Origin of the sequence: Pseudomonas sp. CAN1, assembly GCF_030462585.1 — a bacterium.
In the GTDB taxonomy this organism is placed as follows: domain Bacteria; phylum Pseudomonadota; class Gammaproteobacteria; order Pseudomonadales; family Pseudomonadaceae; genus Pseudomonas.
Genome location: NZ_JASMRU010000033.1, coordinates 20,057 through 39,050 on the forward strand (window position 1 = coordinate 20,057; position 18,994 = coordinate 39,050).

At 68.4% G+C, this 18,994-nt stretch carries 16 protein-coding genes; 5 read left to right on the plus strand and 11 right to left on the minus strand.

Annotation, left to right across the window (positions count from 1 at the left end):
- Positions 1-524: 524 nt before the first annotated feature.
- From QO207_RS26730 to kdpF, 6 genes are all read right to left on the minus strand, one after another.
- The gene (locus QO207_RS26730; RefSeq protein WP_301535300.1) at positions 525-1,217 is read right to left on the minus strand and encodes a response regulator; all 693 of its coding nucleotides are present in this window, start codon (positions 1,215-1,217) and stop codon (positions 525-527) included.
- Between the two features lie 40 nt (positions 1,218-1,257).
- Positions 1,258-3,915: a sensor histidine kinase KdpD gene (locus QO207_RS26735; protein WP_301535277.1), complete on the minus strand. Its 2,658-nt coding sequence runs from the start codon at positions 3,913-3,915 to the stop codon at positions 1,258-1,260.
- 164 nt (positions 3,916-4,079) lie between these two features.
- On the minus strand, positions 4,080-4,628 hold the full coding sequence (gene kdpC, locus QO207_RS26740) for a potassium-transporting ATPase subunit KdpC (RefSeq protein ID WP_301535278.1): 549 nt from the start codon (positions 4,626-4,628) through the stop codon (positions 4,080-4,082).
- A gap of 205 nt (positions 4,629-4,833) precedes the next feature.
- Positions 4,834-6,894, minus strand: coding sequence for a potassium-transporting ATPase subunit KdpB (gene kdpB / locus QO207_RS26745; protein WP_301535279.1), 2,061 nt, complete (start codon positions 6,892-6,894; stop codon positions 4,834-4,836).
- A gap of 10 nt (positions 6,895-6,904) precedes the next feature.
- A complete protein-coding gene (kdpA, locus tag QO207_RS26750; protein ID WP_301535280.1) occupies positions 6,905-8,599 on the minus strand; it encodes a potassium-transporting ATPase subunit KdpA in 1,695 nt (564 codons plus the stop codon).
- An 8-nt stretch (positions 8,600-8,607) separates the two neighbouring features.
- Positions 8,608-8,697, minus strand: a complete 90-nt coding sequence (kdpF, locus tag QO207_RS26755; RefSeq protein ID WP_009618573.1) for a K(+)-transporting ATPase subunit F — start codon at positions 8,695-8,697, stop codon at positions 8,608-8,610.
- A gap of 321 nt (positions 8,698-9,018) precedes the next feature.
- On the opposite strand from kdpF, the gene QO207_RS26760 reads away from it, so the two are divergent.
- The 5 genes from QO207_RS26760 (at position 9,019) to QO207_RS26780 (ending at position 13,908) form a co-directional block, all read left to right on the plus strand.
- Entirely contained in the window at positions 9,019-9,777 is a 759-nt protein-coding gene (locus tag QO207_RS26760; protein WP_301535281.1) for a response regulator, read from the plus strand.
- Positions 9,758-10,909, plus strand: coding sequence for a HAMP domain-containing sensor histidine kinase (locus QO207_RS26765; protein ID WP_301535282.1), 1,152 nt, complete (start codon positions 9,758-9,760; stop codon positions 10,907-10,909). The genes QO207_RS26760 and QO207_RS26765 overlap by 20 nt, the downstream gene beginning before the upstream one ends.
- 108 nt (positions 10,910-11,017) lie before the next feature.
- Entirely contained in the window at positions 11,018-11,803 is a 786-nt protein-coding gene (gene xopAW / locus QO207_RS26770; RefSeq protein ID WP_301535283.1) for a XopAW family type III secretion system calcium-binding effector, read from the plus strand.
- A gap of 136 nt (positions 11,804-11,939) precedes the next feature.
- Positions 11,940-12,587 (plus strand): FadR/GntR family transcriptional regulator, encoded by a 648-nt coding sequence (locus QO207_RS26775; RefSeq protein WP_301535284.1) that lies wholly within the window; start codon positions 11,940-11,942, stop codon positions 12,585-12,587.
- Between the two features lie 43 nt (positions 12,588-12,630).
- On the plus strand, positions 12,631-13,908 hold the full coding sequence (locus QO207_RS26780) for an MFS transporter (RefSeq protein WP_301535285.1): 1,278 nt from the start codon (positions 12,631-12,633) through the stop codon (positions 13,906-13,908).
- A 420-nt stretch (positions 13,909-14,328) separates the two neighbouring features.
- On the opposite strand, the gene QO207_RS26785 is transcribed toward QO207_RS26780, so the two are convergent.
- The 5 genes from QO207_RS26785 to QO207_RS26805 all read right to left on the minus strand — a co-directional run bounded on the left by QO207_RS26785 (position 14,329) and on the right by QO207_RS26805 (position 18,993).
- On the minus strand, positions 14,329-15,384 hold the full coding sequence (locus QO207_RS26785; protein ID WP_301535286.1) for an AI-2E family transporter: 1,056 nt from the start codon (positions 15,382-15,384) through the stop codon (positions 14,329-14,331).
- Between the two features lie 89 nt (positions 15,385-15,473).
- Positions 15,474-16,292 carry a DUF4892 domain-containing protein gene (locus tag QO207_RS26790; RefSeq protein ID WP_301535301.1) on the minus strand — a complete coding sequence of 273 codons (819 nt, stop codon included), beginning with the start codon at positions 16,290-16,292 and terminating at the stop codon, positions 15,474-15,476.
- A 155-nt stretch (positions 16,293-16,447) separates the two neighbouring features.
- Positions 16,448-17,308: an alpha/beta fold hydrolase gene (locus tag QO207_RS26795; protein WP_301535287.1), complete on the minus strand. Its 861-nt coding sequence runs from the start codon at positions 17,306-17,308 to the stop codon at positions 16,448-16,450.
- A gap of 9 nt (positions 17,309-17,317) precedes the next feature.
- Positions 17,318-18,118 carry an alpha/beta fold hydrolase gene (locus QO207_RS26800; RefSeq protein WP_301535288.1) on the minus strand — a complete coding sequence of 267 codons (801 nt, stop codon included), beginning with the start codon at positions 18,116-18,118 and terminating at the stop codon, positions 17,318-17,320.
- 227 nt (positions 18,119-18,345) lie between these two features.
- Positions 18,346-18,993: a LysE family translocator gene (locus QO207_RS26805; RefSeq protein WP_301535289.1), complete on the minus strand. Its 648-nt coding sequence runs from the start codon at positions 18,991-18,993 to the stop codon at positions 18,346-18,348.
- Position 18,994 lies beyond the last annotated feature (1 nt).

Here is an 18,994-nt window from a genome sequence, read left to right on the forward strand (position 1 = left end):
GGCGTGCCCCTGAAACTTCGATTCAACGAGGGAATTTTTCGCCTAAGCGAAAAACCGGATGTCCGGGGCAAGACCTTTGGTTACTTTGGGTGGGGCGGCCATCCGTCGTTTGCCAAAGTAACTCGCCCGAGGGGGCGAAACACGGAGCCCGCGCGCACGCCGGTGCGGCGCAGAAACACCCAAAGCACAAGCAAGAGCACCGCGTAGAAACTCCGCTCCTACGAGATCAAAAGCCCCTCACCCTAACCCTCTCCCGCAAGCGGGAGAGGGGACCGTTCGGCGCAGTGCGAAACCATGCAGTCAGCCGGCACGACCGTCCCCCAAAACGAGGCCCGCCGCCAGGTTCGAGGAGATAAGGCGTCCTGGCCAACTTTCCCAGAAGCAGTTTCGTAGGGCGCATAACGCGCCAGCGTTATCCGCCGCGGTGGCATCGGCGGATAACCCGTTCCGGGTTATGCACCCTACTCGCTACGTGGCGGGAAGCATCGGCATTGACCAGCAATCGAACCGGGACTCTGAAAGCGTCAACCTTCGCGCAACCGATAACCAACCCCCGCCTCGGTCACGATAAACCGCGGCGTCGCCGGATCATCCGCGAGCTTCTGCCGCAGATGCCCCACCACCACCCGCAGGTAGTGGGTGTCCTCGGCATGCGTCGGCCCCCAGATATCCTTCAGCAATTGCTGCTGCGTCACCACGCGCCCCACATGGCGCGCCAAGGTCGACAGTACCGCGTACTCCTTGCGCGTCAGTGAGACCTCCTCGCCATCGAGCAACACTCGCCGATAGGAGAAATCCACACTCAGCGGCCCCACCGCGACCACCGCCTCCTGCGTCTCGCCGCTGGCGCCCTGGCGCAGTAGCACACGGATGCGCGCGAGGAACTCCTGGATGCCGAACGGCTTGGTCACGTAGTCGTTGGCGCCGCTGTCCAGCGCCAGCACCTTCTCGCTTTCGCTGGCGCGCACCGAGAGCACCAGCACCGGCACCTGCGACCACTCGCGCAGTTCGCGCAGCACGTCCTGGCCGTCCTTGTCCGGCAGGCCGAGGTCGAGAACCACCAGGTCCGGACGGCCCAGTGCGGCCTGGGCCAGGCCTTCCTCGCCGGTACCAGCTTCGAGCACCTTGTAACCGCCGGCGCTGAGGCTGATACGGAGAAACTTGCGGATCTGCGGTTCGTCGTCGACGACCAGGATGGTGGCGGCGCTGGCGTTCATCGGCAGTCCGGGCTGGCTGGGGGCGTCCAGCTTGAGCCTTTCAGACAGCAGCATCAAGCTGCTCCAGGTCCGGCTGTTGCTGCAGCGGCAGGTGCAGCACGAGGGTGGTGCCGCGCCCGTCGATGCCGTCCTCGACGGTGATCCGCCCGCCGTGGGCGCCGACCATGCCCTGGCAGATCGCCAGGCCCAGCCCGGTGCCCTGACCGCCACGATCACCGCGCGCGGCGGTGTAGAACATGTCGAAAATCTTCTCGCGCTCCGCCGGCGGAATGCCCGGCCCTTCGTCGCTGACCAGGAAGCGCAGCTCATCGTCGCCCTGCTCCACCGCCACCCGCAGGCGGCCTTGCGGCGGCGAGAAGCGCGCGGCGTTTTCCAGCACGTTGACCAGTGCCTGCTCGATCAGCGCGGCATGCACATAAAGCAGCGGCAGTTCCGGCGCTACGCGGGTTTCAACCCGATACGGCGCGACCACCGCGCGCAGGCGATTGAGTGCGCTGCCGACTATGTCGCCGGGCGACACCCAGTCGCGCGACAGCTTCAGGCCGCCGTGGCCGAGGCGGGTCATGTCCAGCAGGTTCTGGATGTAGCGGTCCAGGCGCTCGGCCTCATCACGGGTGCTTTCCAGCAACTCGCGGCGATCCGGCGGCGGGATGGCGTCGCCCAGGGCCAGAAGGCTGTCGATGGCGCCACGCATGGAAGTCAGCGGCGTGCGCAGGTCATGGCTGACCGAGGCCAGCAGTGCGCTGCGCAGCTGTTCGGTTTCGCCATGCAGGCGCGCGGCTTCAAGGTCTTCGGCGAGGCGCGCACGGGCCAATGCCTGCGCCAGCGGTTGGCCGAGAGCAGCCAGCAGACGACGGCGCGACCCGGACAAAGGCTGCGAATCGCGCGGGCCGACCCCGAGCAGCGCCAGCGGACCGTCCTCGCCGGACAGCGGCCACCACCACCAGCGCCCGCCCGGCAGCGTGCCGGTACCCAGGCCGGCGGGCTGGTCGTGCTGCCAGGCCCAATCGGCGGCGGCGCGCTCCTGGTCTTCCAGCGCGCGGTTGAGGCCACCCTCCAGTTTCCACTCGCCATTGACCCGGCCGAGCAGGCAGATATCCAGCCCGTCCCAGCCGCCAAGCTGCTGCGCGGCGGCGGCCATCACCGCCTGGCGGTCGGTGGCGGCGGTGAGCTTGCGCGACAGTTCGAGCATCTGGCTGGTCTCTTCCTGGGTCTCGCGCAGCGCCTGCAGTTGCCGGCGCTGGCGAGCGGCGAGGTTGCCGGTGAGGCCGGCCATGAGCAGGAAGAACAGCAGGGTCAGCACGTCTTCTTCGCGCTGGATGGAGAAGGAGAAATGCGGCGGGATGAACAGGAAGTCGTAGGCCAGGAACGACAGCACCGCGCAGGCCAGCGCCGGGCCGAGGCTGCTGCGCACCGCCACCAGCAGCACGGCGGCGAGGAACACCAGGGAAATGTTCGGCAGCTCCAGCACGCTGGCCACCGCCCAGGCCAGGGCGCTGGCGCAACCGGCGGCCACGGCGGCGAGCAGGTAGTTGCCCCAGGGCCAGCTCGTCTGCGGGCGGACCTTGGGCGGCGCGAGGTCGGCCTCGCTGTCGAGCACGCTGATCTCCAGCCCGTCGCCCAGACGCAGCAGGCGCGCCGCCAGGCCGCCGCCGAACAGCCGGCGATACCAACGCTGCCGTGAACGGCCGACCAGCAGCAAGGTGGCGCGGCGCTCCTTGGCGTGCTCGACCAGGGTGCGCGCGACTTCGCCGCCGCGCAGTTCCACCACGTCGCCACCCAGACGCTCGGCCAGTTGCTGGGCGTTCTGCAATTGCATGCGCGACGTTTCGCTGCGCGCCTCGCCGGTATCGACATGGACCAGCGACCAGGGCAGATGCCGGCGCTCGGCGACGCGGCAGGCATGGCGCACCAGGCGCTCGGCGTTGTGCTCGCCATCCACCCCCACCAGCAGCCTGCCGCGCACCGCGGGGGCGTCGCCGCCCTGCTGGCGGTAGCGATGGGCGAGATCGTCGTCCACCCGCGCGGCGGCGGTCTGCATGGCCAGTTCGCGCAGTGCGGTGAGGTTGGTCTGGCTGAAGAAGGCGTCGATGGCGGCGCGAGCCTGCTCGGGCACGTAGACCTTGCCCTCGCGCAGACGCTCCAGCAATTCACGCGGCGGCAGGTCCACCAGCAGCAGTTCGTAGGCTTCCTGCAATACCCAGTCGGGCACGGTTTCGCGCACCTGCACGCCGGTAATATCGCGCACCTGGTCGTTGAGGCTTTCCAGATGCTGGACGTTGACCGTGGTGTAGACGTCGATGCCGGCGGAAAGCAGTTCCTGGATGTCCTGCCAACGCTTGGCGTGGCGGCTGCCGGGGGCGTTGCTGTGGGCCAGTTCGTCCACCAGCGCCAGCGCTGGCGGGTCGCCGAGCAGGCCGTCGAGGTCCATTTCCTCCAGGGTGATGCCGCGGTATTCGGAGCGCTTGAGCGCCTGCTGCGGCAGGCCGGCGAGCAGCGCTTCGGTCTCGGCGCGGCCGTGAGTTTCGACGATGCCGACGCGCAGCTTCACGCCCTGGCGCAACTGGCTCTGGGCGGCCAGCAGCATGGCGTAGGTCTTGCCGACTCCTGGCGCGGCGCCGAGGAAGACCTTGAGACGACCACGACCCATGGCAGGCAGGTCGGCCAGCAGGGCGTCGGCGCGGTTGGGGTCGGTCATCAGACTATCCTCGGAGCGCTCAAGGCGCTCGGTTCTATGGGGGAGCGAGTTCTGAGAACCCTCTCCCCAGCCCTCTCCCTGAAGGGAGAGGGAGCCGTCCTCTGCCAACGGACAGCCCTGCGTTTTTCCTCGTACCGCGGCAGGCTCGGTACTGGCGCTGGAGTCTAGCGAGGCAGGCTGGCCAGGGCCATGTTCAGCGCCAGCACGTTGACCACGGCGGGGCCGATCAGTGGGCGTTCGGTGTTGGCTTCCACCAGCTTTTCCAGGCTCGCCGCCGGTACGCCGCGTTCCACGGCAATGCGCGGCACTTGGTACAGCGCGGCGGCGGGCGGCAGTTGCGGGTCTAGGCCGCTGCCGGAGGTGGTGACCAGCGCCAGCGGCACCGGCTGCGTACCGACCTGCTGGGCGGCGGCGTCCTTGGCAATGCGTTCGGCCAGCGCCGGGTTGCCCGCAGCAAGGTTGCTGGCGCTGCTGGAGACGGTGGCGAAGTCGCCGGCCGAGGGCCGTGAATGGAACCACTGGGCGCCGTCGAACTTCTGCGCGATGAGCGCCGAGCCACGCACGTTGCCCTGGTCGTCACGCACCAGGCTGCCGTTGGCCTGGTCGTGGAAGGCGACCTGGGCGATGCCGGTGACGGCCAGTGGATAGACGACGCCAGTGACGGCGCTGAGCAGGATCAGCGAGGCGATGGCGGGGCGGAGTTGGTTGAGCATGTTCGTGTTCCTCTGTTGGGTTCGGAGCGGGGCTGTTTACCCTCTCCCCCGCCCTATCCCTGAAGGGAGAGGGATTAGTTCGGCGTGTCCGGCGAGATTGGAGATTGGCCGGATCCTGTAGGAGCGAGCTTGCTCGCGAACAATCATCCAGCAGCTCTGGCGCTCGTGCGGTTCGCGAGCAAGCTCGCTCCTACGAAAAACAACCTCAGGCGAGCCCGATTGCCACCAGAACCATGTCGATCACCTTGATCCCCACGAACGGCGCCACCAGGCCGCCCACGCCGTAGATCAGCAGGTTGCGCCGCAGCAGCTGCGAAGCGTCGCTGGCCTGCACGCGCACACCACGCAGGGCCAGGGGAATCAGCGCGACGATGATCAGCGCGTTGAACACGATGGCCGAGAGGATGGCGCTCTGTGGGCTGGCCAGCTTCATCACGTTGAGCACGCCCAGCTGCGGGTAGATGCCGGCGAACAGCGCGGGGAGGATGGCGAAGTACTTGGCCACGTCGTTGGCCACCGAGAAGGTGGTCAGCGCGCCACGGGTCACCAGCAGTTCCTTGCCCACCTGCACCACGTCCAGCAGCTTGGTCGGGTCGCTGTCCAGGTCCACCAGGTTGGCGGCCTCGCGGGCGGCCTGGGTGCCGTCGTTCATGGCCATGCCGACATCTGCCTGGGCCAGGGCCGGGGCGTCGTTGGCGCCGTCGCCGCACATGGCGACCATGCGCCCCTCGCCCTGCTCCTGGCGGATGCGCGCGAGCTTCTTCTCCGGCGTGGCTTCGGCGATCACGTCGTCCACGCCGGCTTCGGCGGCGATGGCGGCGGCGGTCAGCGGGTTGTCGCCGGTCACCATCACGGTGCGAATGCCCATGCGGCGCAACTCGGCGAAACGCTCGCGGATGCCCGGCTTGACCACGTCTTTCAGGTGAATGGCGCCCAGCAGCTTGCCGTCGGCCACCACCAGCAGCGGTGTGCCGCCGCTCTGGGCGATGCGCTCGATCTCCTTGGCCAGGCTTTCGGGCATCTGCGCGCGGTCCAGGCCGACGAAGGCCAGCGCGGCGTCCACCGCGCCCTTGCGATAGACGTGGCCGTCGAAGTCGACGCCCGACAGGCGCGTCTCGGCGCTGAAGGCAATCGGCGTCACGCGGTTGCGCTCCGGCTCCGGCAGGATGATCTGCGAGCGAAGGAACTCGACGATGGACTTGCCCTCCGGCGTGTCGTCGGCCAGCGAAGCGAGGAACGCACCTTCGGCCAGTTCCAGCTGCTGCACGCCGGGGGCGGTGTGCAGGGCGCTGCAGCGGCGGTTGCCGAAGGTGATGGTGCCGGTCTTGTCGAGCATCAGCACGTGCACGTCCCCCGCCGCTTCCACGGCGCGGCCGGACTTGGCGATGACGTTCAGGCGCACCAGGCGGTCCATGCCGGCGATGCCGATGGCCGAGAGCAGGCCGCCGATGGTGGTGGGGATCAGAGTGACCAGCAGCGCCACCAGGAACACCAGCGGCAGGTTGCCGCCGACGAACAGGGCGAAGGGTTTCAGGGTCACCACCACCAGCAGGAAGATCAACGTCAGGCCGATCAGCAGGATGTCCAGCGCCACTTCGTTGGGGGTCTTCTGGCGCTTGGCGCCTTCCACCAGGGCGATCATGCGGTCGAGGGTGGACTCGCCGGGGTTGGCGGTGATCTTCACCAGCAGCCAGTCGGAGACCAGCCGGGTGTTGCCGGTGACGGCCGAGCGGTCGCCGCCGGATTCGCGGATCACCGGGGCGGATTCGCCGGTGATGGCGGCCTCGTTGACCGCCGCCACGCCCTCGATCACCTCGCCGTCGCCGGGGATCAGCTCGCCGGCTTCGACGCGTACCACGTCGCCCTTGCGCAGGCTGCTGGCGGCGACCTTCTCGAACTTGCCAGTGACCGCCATGCGCATCGCCTGCAGGCCCTGGGTGCCGGCCTTGAGGCTGTCGGCGCGGGCCTTGCCGCGACCCTCGGCGAGGGCTTCGGCGAAGTTGGCGAAGAGCACGGTGAACCACAGCCACACGGCGATCTGCACGGCAACGAAGGTGGGCACCGACTCACCGCCCACCACACAGAGCACTGTGGTCAGCACGGCGGTCAAGGCCACCACCAGCATCACCGGCGAGCGTTGCAGCTGGCGCGGGTCGAGCTTGAGGAAAGCCTGCACCAGCGCCGGCTTCCACAGGGCGGACAACGCGGTGGTCGGGCGTTTCTCGACGGCCTTGTTCACGGCCAGTTCCTGGGTATGTGCATTCATGGGGTATTCCTCAGAAACCGAGCGTCAGGTGATCGGCCACCGGGCCCAGCACCAGCGTCGGCAGGAAGTTCAGGCCGCCCACCAGCAGGATGGTGGCGGTCAGCAGGCTGACGAACAGCAGGCCGTGGGTCGGGAAGCTGTTGGGGCCGACCGGGGTGGCCTTCTTCGCCGCCAGGCTGCCGGCAATCGCCAGCACCGGGAGGATGTAGCCGAAGCGGCCGATCAGCATGGCCAGGGCGATCATCAGGTTGTGGAACGGCGTGTTGGCGCCGAAGCCGCCGAAGGCCGAACCGTTGTTCGCGGTGCCCGAGGTGTAGGCATAGAGCAGCTGGCTGAAGCCATGGGCGCCGGGGTTGCTCACCGCCGCGGCCGGGCCCGGCAGGCTGGCGGCGATGGCGCCGAGCACCAGCACGCCGACCGGCATCACCAGCAGGGTCGCCACCAGCAGGCGCACTTCGCGGGCCTCGAGCTTCTTGCCGAGGTATTCCGGGGTGCGCCCGACCATCAGGCCGGCGAGGAACACCGCCACCAGAACGAACAGCAGCATGCCGTAGAGGCCCGCACCGACGCCGCCGAAGATCACTTCGCCAACCATCATGTTGAGCATCGCGACCATGCCCGACAGCGGGTTGAGGCTGTCATGCATGGCGTTCACCGAGCCGTTGGAGGCCGCGGTCGTGGTCACCGACCAGAGCACGCTGGCGGTGGTGCCGAAGCGGCTCTCCTTGCCTTCCAGCGGCGCGACCTGCTCCACCGGCAGCGCGCTGAGCGCCGGGTTGGGCTGGTACTCGGCCCACAGCGACACGCCCAGGCCGAGGGCGAACAGCACCAGCATGCAGCCGAGGATGGCGCGGCTCTGGCGCAGGTCCTTGACGTAGTGGCCGAAGGTGAACACCAGCGCGGCCGGGATCAGGATGATCGAGACGACCTCGAACAGGTTGCTCCAGATGGTCGGGTTCTCGAACGGGTGCGCCGAGTTCACGCCGAAGAAGCCGCCGCCGTTGGTGCCCAACTGCTTGATGGCGATCTGGCTGGCCGCCGGGCCCAGCGGGATGGACTGGTCGGCGCCCTGCACGGTCAGCGCGTGGGCATAGTCGAGGAAGGTCTGCGGCACGCCCTGCCAGACCAGCAGCAGCGCCAGCAGCAGGCACAGCGGGAGCAGGCCGTAGAGGGTGGCGCGGGTCAGGTCGACCCAGAAGTTGCCCAGGTTGTTCGTTGACTTGCGCGAAATGCCACGGGCCAGCGCCACCAGCACGGCCAGGCCGACAGCGGCGCTGACGAAGTTCTGCACGGTCAGGCCGATCATCTGGCTCAGGTAGCTGAGCGAGGCTTCGCCGCTATAGGCCTGCCAGTTGGTGTTGGTGACGAAGCTCACCGCGGTGTTGAACGCCAGGGTCCACTCCAGGCCCGGCAGGTGCTCCGGGTTCAACGGCAGCGCGCCCTGCAGCATGAGGATGGCGAACAGCAGCGCCAGCCCGACCAGGTTGAAGGCCAGCAGCGCCACGGTGTAGCTCTTCCAGTCCTGCTCGTCCTCGGGGTGAACGCCGCACGCACGGTAAATCGCCCGCTCCACCGGCAGGAACAGCGGGCTGAGGAAGGTGCGCTGGCCCTCCATCACCTTGTAGTAGAAGCGCCCGAGGAACGGCGCTGGCACCAGCACCAGCGCCAGGAAGGCGACGATCAGCAACACGTCATGACTGTTCATGGCATCCCCTAGGAACGGTCGGCGCGCAGCAGCGCCACCAGCAGGTAGATGAACAGTCCCGTGGCCAGGACCAGGGATACACCGTCGAGCACGCTCATGATTGCTTTCTCCTCACGCGGGCGATTCCATCGCTTGATGCGGCTGTTGCCGCTTGACGGAAATTTTCCGCAAGCAACGCGTAAAGGAGCGATTCCCAGCCTGGGCAGGCGGCATAAAGAAAGCGTAAAAAACCGCTCTGGCGCGGCTTCCGACGGCTTTGTATCGAGGCCGATACACAGCGGACACGCTGGCGACACCCGCGCACCGCAGCCTCGCCGACCATGGCCCGCGCACGTGATGACGGGTTAGCATGCGCCCGTCGCATGCCCCTAGAGGCCCCTGGCCACCCTGCCCCACGTTTTCCCGCGACAGGTTTCTTCATGCACCCGACCCCTTCCGACGACTCGCGCCGCTGGACCACCCGAGCCCTGCTGGTGGATGACGACGAGCCGATCCGCGAGCTGCTCTGCGGTTATCTCGCGCGCTTCAACATCGAGGCCCACGGCGTCGCCGACGGCGTCGAGATGCGCCGTGCCCTGGAAAACGAAAGCTTCGACGTGGTGGTGCTGGACCTGATGCTGCCCGGCGAAGACGGCCTGTCGTTGTGCCGCTTCCTGCGCGCCGAGTCGGACATCCCGATCCTCATGCTCACCGCGCGCTGCGAGCCGGCGGACCGCATCATCGGCCTGGAGCTGGGCGCCGACGACTACATGGCCAAGCCCTTCGAGCCACGCGAGCTGGTAGCGCGCATCCAGACCATCCTGCGCCGTGTGCGCGGCGGCAACCTGGTCGGCAGCGACGACAGTGCGCGCGGCGAACCACGCGCCCAGGTGCGCTTCGACCAGTGGCGCCTGGACAGCGTGCTGCGCCAGCTGCACGCGCCGGATGGCCTGGTGGTACCGCTGTCCAACGCCGAATTCCGCCTGCTCTGGGTGTTCCTCGAACGCCCGCGGCGGGTGCTCAACCGCGAACTGCTGCTGGACGCCGCCCGTGGCCGCGCCATCGAGGCCTTCGACCGCAGCATCGACCTGCTGGTCTCGCGCCTGCGGCAGAAGCTCGGCGACGACCCGCGCTCGCCCCGGCTGATCAAGACCGTGCGCGGCGAAGGCTATCTGTTCGATGTCCGCGACATCGCCTGAGTCCGCGCCCGAGCGCGCGAAGGAAAAACCGCTGGAACGCGCCGACAGCCTGTTCGCCCGGCTGTTCGGGGTGTTCCTGCTGGCCATCGTGGTCGCCCACTTGCTGGCCTTCGCCTGGTTCCACTACTACGGCCCGCACCGCCCGGACATGCCGCCGCCCCCGCCGCCAGAGCAGGGCTTCGAGCGCGGCCCGCCGCCGGGAGGCTTCGGCGCCCCGCCCGAGGGCTTCCAACCACCACCGGAAGGCTTCCGCCCACCGCCTCCCCCGCCACCGCGCCTGCCATTCTGGAGCGCGCCGTTCGCCTTCCAGCTGCTGGCACTGATCCTCGCCGCCGGCATCGGCGCCCGCCTGCTCGCCCGCCCGGTGCAACGCATGGGTGACGCCGCACTGCGCCTCTCCGAAGACCTGGACAGTCCACCGCTGCCGGAAACCGGCCCGCGTGAAGCGCGCCAGGCCGCCCACGCCTTCAACCGCATGCGCGAACGCATCCGCGAGCAGGTGCAGCAGCGCAGCCGCATGCTGGTGGCGGTCTCCCATGACTTGCGCACCCCGCTGTCGCGCCTGCGCCTGCGCGTCGAGGAAATCGACAATCCGCAGCTGCGCACGCGCATCGGCCAGGACCTGGCCGAGATGATCGGCATGCTCGATTCCACCCTGCACTACCTGCAGCAGGAGCGCGCCAGCGAGCCGCTGCAATGGTTCGACGTGAAGGCCCTGGCCGACTCCCTCGCCGAAGACGCCTGCGAGCGTGGAGCCGACGTCGGCGTGGAAGGCTATTGCGCGCCGCTCAAGGTGCAGCCCATGGCCCTGCGTTCGTGCCTGAACAACCTGCTGGACAACGCCCTGCGCTACGCCGGCGATGTCAGCATCGAGCTGCGCGACGGCACCCGCGAAGTAGAAATCCGCGTGCGCGATCACGGCCCGGGCATCCCCTCAGAGCTGCGCGAGCAGGTCTTCGAGCCGTTCTTCCGCCTGGAAGGCTCGCGCAACCGCAACTCCGGCGGCGTCGGCCTGGGACTTTCCATCGCCCGCGACGCGGCGCGGCGCCAGGGCGGCGACCTGACCTTCGAGGAAACCCCCGGCGGCGGCGCCACCGCCGTGCTGCGCCTGCCCAGAAGCACAACGGCGTAACGCCGTTGTAGCCACCCGCTGACAAAGCGCACAAACCGGCGACACAGGCGGGCCCGAGGCTGTCATCAGCGGAGAACCCTCCGCGTCGGCAACCACGGAGACCCTCCCATGATCAGCGGCGTGAGCAGCAGCTATGCGAGCTACTACACCAGCTCGCTCGCCAGGACCCAGACCGCCAGCAGCACCGCCACCACCAGCGGCAGCAGCGGCAACCAGGGCGCGGCGAAATTCCAGGAAGACCTGTTCAAGTCCATCGACAGCAACGGCGACGGCAGCATCAGCAAGGACGAGCTGACCAGCGCGCTGTCTTCGGGCGACGACTCGGACAGCAGCGATATCGACATCGACGCGCTGCTCAGCCAGCTGGACAGCGACGACAGCGGCGGTATCTCCCAGGACGAGCTGTCCGCGGCCATGCCTCCGCCCCCGCCACCGCCCGGCGACATGGGCGGGCTGGGCAGCCTGGGCGACTCCGCCGAGGACCTGATCAGCGCACTGGACAGCGACGGCGACGGCAGCATCAGCGCCGACGAACTGTCCGCGCTGGGCAACGGCGATGACGACAGCGAGCGCCTGAGCACCCTGTTCAGCCAGCTCGACAGCGACGGCAGCGGCGCCATCAGCAGCGACGAGCTGTCCAGCGCGCTGCAGGCCCAGCGCCCCGACGGCCCGCCGCCGCCCCCGCCGCCCTCGGCTTCCAGCGGTTCGTCCGACGATTCCTCCAGCAGTCCTTCGGACAGCTACACGACCACCGCCTCCAGCACCTCGTCGACCAGCGCCAACACCGGCGCGGCCTACCAGAAGCTGGTGGCGAACCTGCTCAAGCAGTACCAGAGCAGCGAGGTCACCGCGCTGCAGGCCACCAGCGGCAGCCTGGTGAATATCGCCGCCTGATCCACGCGCTGCGCCCACCGCCGGAACGTCCTGCGTTCCGGCGGTATATCCCTGCTCGTCGCATTGCCCATTGCCCGTCGCCTTCGCCTGCCCTACTCTTGGCTTCCCCAAATTCATCCGATGATTGGATGTTTCCATGCCAAGCCCCATTCAGAAACGCTCGCTGGTGGATATCGCCCTGGAGCAGATCCGCCTGCGCATCGACGACGGCACCTGGCCGCTGGGCCAGCGCCTACCGCCGGAACCCGAACTGGCCGAGTCCCTGGGTATCAGCCGCAATACCGTGCGCGAAGCGGTGCGCGTGCTGACCTTCTCCGGCGTGCTGGAAGTACGCCAGGGCGACGGCACCTACGTGCGCGCCTGCGCCGATCCGCTGGACACCATGCTGGTGCTGGCCCGCAGCTCGGTGGAACAGGCGCTGGAAGCGCGCGGCATCATCGAGGTGGAAGCCAGCCGGCTGGCCGCCGAGCGCCGCAGCGAAGCCGACCTCACCGCCCTGCGCGAAGCGCTGGCGGTTTCCGCCGTCCACCACGGCGGCGCGCTGGACGACTACATCGCCCACGACCTGGCCTTCCACCAGCGCGTGGTGGACAGCGCCCACAACCCGGTGCTCAGCGAGCTGTACCGCTACTTTTCCCAGGTGATCCGCGCCGGCCTGGAGCGCACCATCGGCGACCCCAGCCGGCCACAGCCGAGCTTCGAGTTGCACCGCGAACTGGTGGAGGCCATCGCCCGTGGCGACGCCGAGGCGGCCGCAAAAGCGAACCGCGCGCTGCTGATCTGACTCTGAATTCCTTCTTCTGCCTTGCTGCCCTGGAATACCCACCATGTCCGTGCCCAATGACCCGAAAGACGCCGAACACAAGGTGTCCTGCCCGCCCGAAGAACTGCTGATCGACGCCGAGGACGACGGCGCGAAAACCGCGCCGCGCCCGCAACGCACCTGGCTGTTACTGCTGGGCCTGGTGCTGGTGGCGATCAACCTGCGTCCGGCTCTATCCAGCCTGTCGCCTCTGCTCAACACCGTGCGCGACGGCACCGGCCTTTCCGCCGCCGCCGCCGGCCTGCTGACCACCCTGCCGGTGCTCTGCCTGGGCCTGTTCGCGCCGCTGGCGCCGATGCTCGCGCGGCGCCTGGGCGCCGAGCGCACCGTGCTGCTGATCCTCTTCACCCTGGCCGGCGGCATCGTCCTGCGTAGCCTGTTCCCGGTGGCCGGGCTGTTCCTCGGCAGTCTGGTGGCCGGCGCCAGCATCGGCATCATCGGCGTGCTGCTGCCGGGCATCGTCAAGCGCGACTTCCCGCACATCGCCGGGACCATGACCGGGGTCTACACCATGGCCCTGTGCCTGGGCGCCGCCACCGCCGCGGGCGCCACTGTGCCGCTGGCGAAGCTGATGGACAACAACTGGCAGGTGGCGCTGGCGTTCTGGGCGATCCCGGCCGTGGTCGCCGCAGCGATCTGGCTGCCGCAGACCCGCCAGAACCATCACGCCCACCGCGCGGTGTACAAGGTGAAGGGGCTGTGGCGCGACCCGTTGGCCTGGCAGGTCACGCTGTACATGGGCCTGCAGTCGTCACTGGCGTACATCGTCTTCGGCTGGGTGCCGTCGATCCTCATCGACCGTGGCCTGAGCGCGGTGGAAGCCGGGCTGGTGCTCTCCGGCTCGGTGATGGTGCAGCTGTTCAGCGCCCTCGCCGCACCGTGGCTGGCCACCCGTGGCAAGGACCAGCGCATCGCCGTGGTGATCGTCATGGGCCTGACCCTGGCCGGCCTGCTCGGCCTGCTGTTCGCCCCGCTCTCGGGCATCTGGGGCTGGGCAGTGGTGCTCGGCCTCGGCCAGGGCGGCACCTTCAGCATCGCCCTGGCGCTGATCGTGCTGCGCTCGCCGGACTCCCACGTCGCCTCCAACCTCTCCGGCATGGCCCAGGGCGTGGGCTACACCCTGGCGGCCTGCGGCCCGTTCCTGGTCGGTGTGGTGCACGATGCCACCGGCGGCTGGGCAGCGACCGGGGTGATCTTCGTGGTGGTGACCGTGGCGGGGATAGCCTTCGGCCTGGGCGCCGGGCGGGACAAGCTGGTGCAGGTGAAGAGCGAGCACGTCTGACTTCGCCGAATCGTAGGGCGCATAACGCCTGAGGCGTTATCCGCCATGGCGGCGGATAACCCGTTCCGGGTTATGCGCCCTACGCAATGCGATGAGCCCGCCGCCCGCTCCCGTAGGAGCGGACCTTGTCCGCGAAATCCCTCTCGGCGGAAACGTCAGTCACCGGGGGTTTTCCCGTCGCCTGTCGGCGATTCGCGGAGAAGCTCCGCTCCTACAGGGGAGTTCGCAGCGATGCGGTTCGCGAGCAAGCTCGCTCCTACGAAAAGCCACAGCGCACTGCTCCCTGTCTGGCTTTCGTAGAGCACATAACGCGCCAGCGTTATCCGCCGTCGCGGCATCGGCGGGCGCCTTCTGTAGGAGCGAGCTTGCTCGCGAACAGCGCTCAAGTCCGGAGCGCCTGCTGGCACCCACTCCGAAGTATCAAACCACCGGCGGCGGCGGAGGCCGGTGCGAGCTGGCGACCCAGGCGCTGACCAGGTTGTAGACCACCGCCAGCAACACCGGGCCGAGGAACAGGCCGATGAAGCCGAAGCTGAGCAATCCGCCGAGCACGCCGAGTAGCACCACCACCAGCGGCAGGTTGCCGCCGCGGCTGATCAGGTAGGGCTTGAGGATGTTGTCCACGCCGCTGATCACGAAGAAGCCCCAGATCGCCATGAATACCGCGTAGCCGTAGCTCTCCTGGTAGAACAGCCAGAGCACGGCCGGGCCCCAGACCAGCGGCGGCACCATCAGCAGGCTGCAGACGAAGGTCAGCAGGCCGAGCAGGAAGGCACCGGGAACGCCGGCGATGAAGAAGCCGATGGTCGCCAGCACGCCCTGGGCGGCGGCGGTGCCGATCACCCCGTTGACCACGCGTTGCACGGTGCCGGCGATGATGTCCATGTACTGCTGCGCGGCGTTGCCGATCAGCCGTTCCAGCACACCGTGGGCAAACGCCTGCAGGCGCAGGCCGTCGCGGTAGAAGAAGAAGATCAGCACCAGGCTCAGCACCAGTTCGAAGATGCCCGCACCCAGCTTGGCGCTGCGCGCCAGGGCCCAGTTGCCGACCTCGCCCATGTACGGCTTGAGCGCGGAGAACATCGCCACGCCCTGCTGGTCAGCCTGGTACCACCAGCCGATCAGCCGGTCGCCGATCAGCGGCACCCGCGCCATCCACTCCGGCGGCGGCGGCAGGCCGGAGACCTGCAGGTTCTTCACCAGTTCGACGCCTTCGCGCACCCGGTCCACCAGGCCGAAGCCCAGCCACACCAGCGGCAGCGCCACCAGCACGATCCAGCCGATGGTCAGCACGCCCGCTGCCGCAGCCTGGCGACCGCCCAGCAACTGGGTCAGCAGGCGCATCAGCGGCCAGCTGGCGAAGGCCAGCACGGCGGCCCAGAACAGCGCCGACCAGAACGGCAGCAGCACCCAGATACTCGCGCCCAGCAGGCCGAGCAGCAGCAGGCGCAGCAACAGGCGATCGTTGTCGAACATGGAAAACCCCGATTGGCTCGAAAGCCCCAGTGTAGGGCGTTTCCGCTCTTGGCGTCGGATATTTGGCTTGGAGAATCAGCCCTGGGAAATCAGCGCAGCCAGGTCAGGTGCAAGCCGTCGCCGTCATCCTTGCCCTGCTCCAGACGCGCATCGCGGACGCCCTGGGCGGTAAGCGCGGCGCGCCAATCGCCAGCGTGTTGGCCGGCCAGTTCGACGCGTACGCCGGTGTCCAGGCGCAGCGTGCGCACCAGCAGGTCGAGCCAGGCGCCGCCCGGCTCCTGCGGCACGTGGCTCAAGGTCAGCTCGCCGTTGGCCTTGAGCAGGCGCATCAGGGTTGCCGGGCTGGGCAGCAGTTCACCGAGGGCAGCGGCGCTGTCCAGTTGTTCGGCATGCAGGTAGGCGCGGCGGTTGCCACGGGTGATGGTGTAGACCGCCAGCAGGCTGTTCTCGTGGGGCGCGGCGAGGCGCACCAGCAGGTAGGCCTGCTGCTCGTCCGGGCCGAACAGCTTGGAGTTGCCGAACACCGAGTTGGCCAGCAGGTTGCTGGAGCCGCAGTCACGGCTCTCGCACCAGAACAGCGGCGTGGCGTCGGCCTTGAGCAGGTCCTTGCGCGCGGCGGCGAAGGCGCTCTGGCTGGAATCCTCGTCAGGCAGACGGTAGGTCACGGCGGTGAGATCGCCGAGGGCGCGCACCTCGCCTTCCATGCGCAGGCGCCCGCTGATGCGGCTGATCGAACCCTGCGGGTAGATGCGTTCCTGGCTGGCAGCCTGGTTGAAGTCGACGATCTCCGAACGCGGGAAGCGCGGGAGGATTTCCAGGTCGTGGCTGTCGGGCAGGTCGGCGGCGCCGGCGAGGCTGGCGAAGCCGAGCAGTCCGCCAGCAATCAATGTGCGCAGCAACCGTGACATCCGTGGCGCGTCAGTCCTGACACAGTGAGGGTGTTCCGGCCCCTGGCGCGCGGCGGTCTGGATGTCGAGCATGCACAATCTCCCTGAAGCGATCCGTGCAGCCTCGCGGCAGGCCCCGCTTTAGTCAAGCCAAAGGGCGCTACGGGGTGTTTCCCTCAGGCTTGCAGGAAGGGTCGGAAGATCGCCGCGACCGCTTCCGCGCCCGCCTCGTCATCCAGATGCAGGTGGTGCTGACCGGGCAGCTCATGGACCTCGAAGGGCCGGTCCTTCAGCAGTTCGCGGGTGGCCGGCTCGACCATCAGCAGGCCCTGCTGTGCCAGCACCAGACTGGCCGAGCACTGCACGGACTGGACGAATTGTCGCGCATGGGCGCGGGTCAGGCGCAGCGGCGACGGCAGGGTCAGGCGCGCATCGGTGCGCCAGGTGTAGCCGCCGGGCACCGGCACCAGCCCACGGGAGGCCAGCAGCTCGGCCGCTTCGCGACTCACCGCGCCAACGCCTTTCATGCGCGCTTCCACCGCACGGTCGATGACTTCATAGACCGGCTTGCGCTTGTTCGGCAGGGCCAACTGGGCGCGCAGGGCTTCGCCGAGCTTCTGCGGCGAAGTTTCCGGCTCGCCGGTGTAGGGCACCAGGCCGTCGATCAGCGCCAGGCGCTCGATGCGCTCGGGCATGGCGCCGGCCAGCAGCACCGAGACGATGGCGCCCATGGAATGCCCGAGCAGGGAGAAACGCTCCCAGCCCATCTGGTCGGCCACCATCAGCACGTCCAGTGCGTAGTCCCACAGCAGGTAGCTGGCCCCCGGCGCGCGGTGCGCGGAATGGCCGTGGCCGGCGAAGTCCAGGGCGAGGATACGCACGCCTTCCAGCTTGGGTGCCAGGCGGGCGAAGCTCATGGCGTTGTCCAGCCAGCCGTGCAGGGCGATCACCGGGCGACCGTCCTCCGGGCCAAAGAGGTGCGCGGCCAGCTCGATGTGCGGCAGGTTCAGGCGGATTTCCTGGACTTTGGCGGTCATGGCGATTCCTTAGGCATTGGCGCGCTGTTGCCAGCGGGCGAAGACGGTCTTGAGCAGCGCGGCGGTGTCCTGCGGGCGCTCCAGCGGGAACATGTGGCCGCCCGGCAGCGACAGGCTCTCGCCCATGGGGATGCGGCCGATCAGGCGGGCATGGTGCGGCAGCACCACGCGGCTGTGGCGGCCGCGCACCATGGTCAGCGGCACGGCCAGCTGTTTGGCACGCCCCGGCGCGGTATGCGGCACGTTGCGGTAGATGGAGATTTCGGTGGCCGGGTCGAACTTCAGCCGCAGGCCCCGCGCATCGGCCGGCGCCAGCCCGTGGCGCACGTAGGCCTCCAGGCAGTCACGGTCGAAGCGCTTGAACAGCGGCTTGCCGGCGAAGTATTCCAGCGCCTCGGCAAAATCATCGAAGTCCTCACGGCGGCCGAGGGTGCGGCCGGCGGGGGTCAGCCGGTCGATGAAACCGAAGCGCTTGGCGGCGCGGATCACCAGTTGGTCGGCTAGTGTCAGCAAGGGCGAGTCGAGCATCACTACGCCGCGGTACAGCTCGGGTTTGCGCAGCGCCGCGTGGTAATGCAGCACGCCACCGAGGGAATGGCCGACGCCCCACACGGGTTCGTCCAGCGCCTCCAGATGATGCAGCAGCTCTTCCACCAGGTTTTCCCAGTTGGCGTTCACCGGGAAGCGTGGGTCGTGGCCATGCATGTCCAGCCGATGGACCCGGTAATCCGGCTCCAGGGCATCGAACAACTTGCCGTAGGTGCCCGAGGGGAAACCGTTGGCGTGGGCGAAGAAGACCGCTTGCGACATGCTGGAAGAACTCAGGGGAATGACAGCCTGAATTTTCCGACAGCAACACCGGTGCGGCAATGACCCGTATTCCCGCGAATGACGGCACTACGGCCAAAGTCCATGGCGCTCCGGCGGATTTGCCCTGGTCTCTCCCTTTTACGGCGGATAACGCGTGCCGCGTTATCCGCCCTACGAGAACCCCAGGGTAGAGCGCATAACGTGGAACACGTTATCCGCCGCAAGCCTCACACCCAATGCGCCGCGTGATTCACCACGCTGAACAGGATGCCACCCGCCACCAGCAGGAACACCAGCCCGCAGGCGCCGTCGATTGCCGGCACTGCACGCAGCAGACGCTGCTGCCACAGCGGCCGGGTGAGGATCACGCTGAGCAGGCTGAACCAGGCAAAACCGACGACGAACAGCATCACCGCCACCGATACCTTGCCGGGCGCCGACATGTCCGCCGGGATCAGACTGCTGAGCAGCGCGAGGAAGAACACCAGCGCCTTGGGGTTGAACAGGTTGGTGGCCAGCCCGCGCAGCCAGGGGCCGAGCTTCGATGCGGACAACTCACCGTCGATGCGCCCTGCCCCGCCCGGCTTGCGCAGCGCGCGCAGTGCCCCGATGCCGAGCCAGCCGAGATAAGCCGCGCCCACCAGTTGCAGCGCGCTGAACAGCAGCGGCGAGCGGCTGAGCAGCAACGACACGCCGGTCAGCACCAGGGTGCCGTGGACCAGGATGCCGCTGGCCAACCCGAGGGCGCTGAGCACGCCAGCGCGACGGCCCTGGTGCAGCGAGGTGCGCACCACCAGCGCGACGTCCGGGCCGGGGCTGACCAGGGCGACCGCGAACACGGCGGTGAGCATGAGCAAGACGTGAACCTCCTGCATG

Coding starts and splice junctions, on each gene's coding strand:
- QO207_RS26800 (WP_301535288.1), bottom strand. CDS start 18,118: ATGTCGCAAGCGGTCTTCTTCGCCCACGCCAACGGTTTCCCCTCGGGC.
- QO207_RS26780 (WP_301535285.1), top strand. CDS start 12,631: ATGTCCGTGCCCAATGACCCGAAAGACGCCGAACACAAGGTGTCCTGC.
- QO207_RS26785 (WP_301535286.1), bottom strand. CDS start 15,384: ATGTTCGACAACGATCGCCTGTTGCTGCGCCTGCTGCTGCTCGGCCTG.
- kdpA (WP_301535280.1), bottom strand. CDS start 8,599: ATGAACAGTCATGACGTGTTGCTGATCGTCGCCTTCCTGGCGCTGGTG.
- QO207_RS26730 (WP_301535300.1), bottom strand. CDS start 1,217: ATGAACGCCAGCGCCGCCACCATCCTGGTCGTCGACGACGAACCGCAG.
- QO207_RS26765 (WP_301535282.1), top strand. CDS start 9,758: ATGTCCGCGACATCGCCTGAGTCCGCGCCCGAGCGCGCGAAGGAAAAA.
- QO207_RS26735 (WP_301535277.1), bottom strand. CDS start 3,915: ATGACCGACCCCAACCGCGCCGACGCCCTGCTGGCCGACCTGCCTGCC.
- kdpF (WP_009618573.1), bottom strand. CDS start 8,697: ATGAGCGTGCTCGACGGTGTATCCCTGGTCCTGGCCACGGGACTGTTC.
- kdpC (WP_301535278.1), bottom strand. CDS start 4,628: ATGCTCAACCAACTCCGCCCCGCCATCGCCTCGCTGATCCTGCTCAGC.
- kdpB (WP_301535279.1), bottom strand. CDS start 6,894: ATGAATGCACATACCCAGGAACTGGCCGTGAACAAGGCCGTCGAGAAA.
- xopAW (WP_301535283.1), top strand. CDS start 11,018: ATGATCAGCGGCGTGAGCAGCAGCTATGCGAGCTACTACACCAGCTCG.
- QO207_RS26760 (WP_301535281.1), top strand. CDS start 9,019: ATGCACCCGACCCCTTCCGACGACTCGCGCCGCTGGACCACCCGAGCC.
- QO207_RS26775 (WP_301535284.1), top strand. CDS start 11,940: ATGCCAAGCCCCATTCAGAAACGCTCGCTGGTGGATATCGCCCTGGAG.
- QO207_RS26795 (WP_301535287.1), bottom strand. CDS start 17,308: ATGACCGCCAAAGTCCAGGAAATCCGCCTGAACCTGCCGCACATCGAG.
- QO207_RS26790 (WP_301535301.1), bottom strand. CDS start 16,292: ATGTCACGGTTGCTGCGCACATTGATTGCTGGCGGACTGCTCGGCTTC.
- QO207_RS26805 (WP_301535289.1), bottom strand. CDS start 18,993: ATGCAGGAGGTTCACGTCTTGCTCATGCTCACCGCCGTGTTCGCGGTC.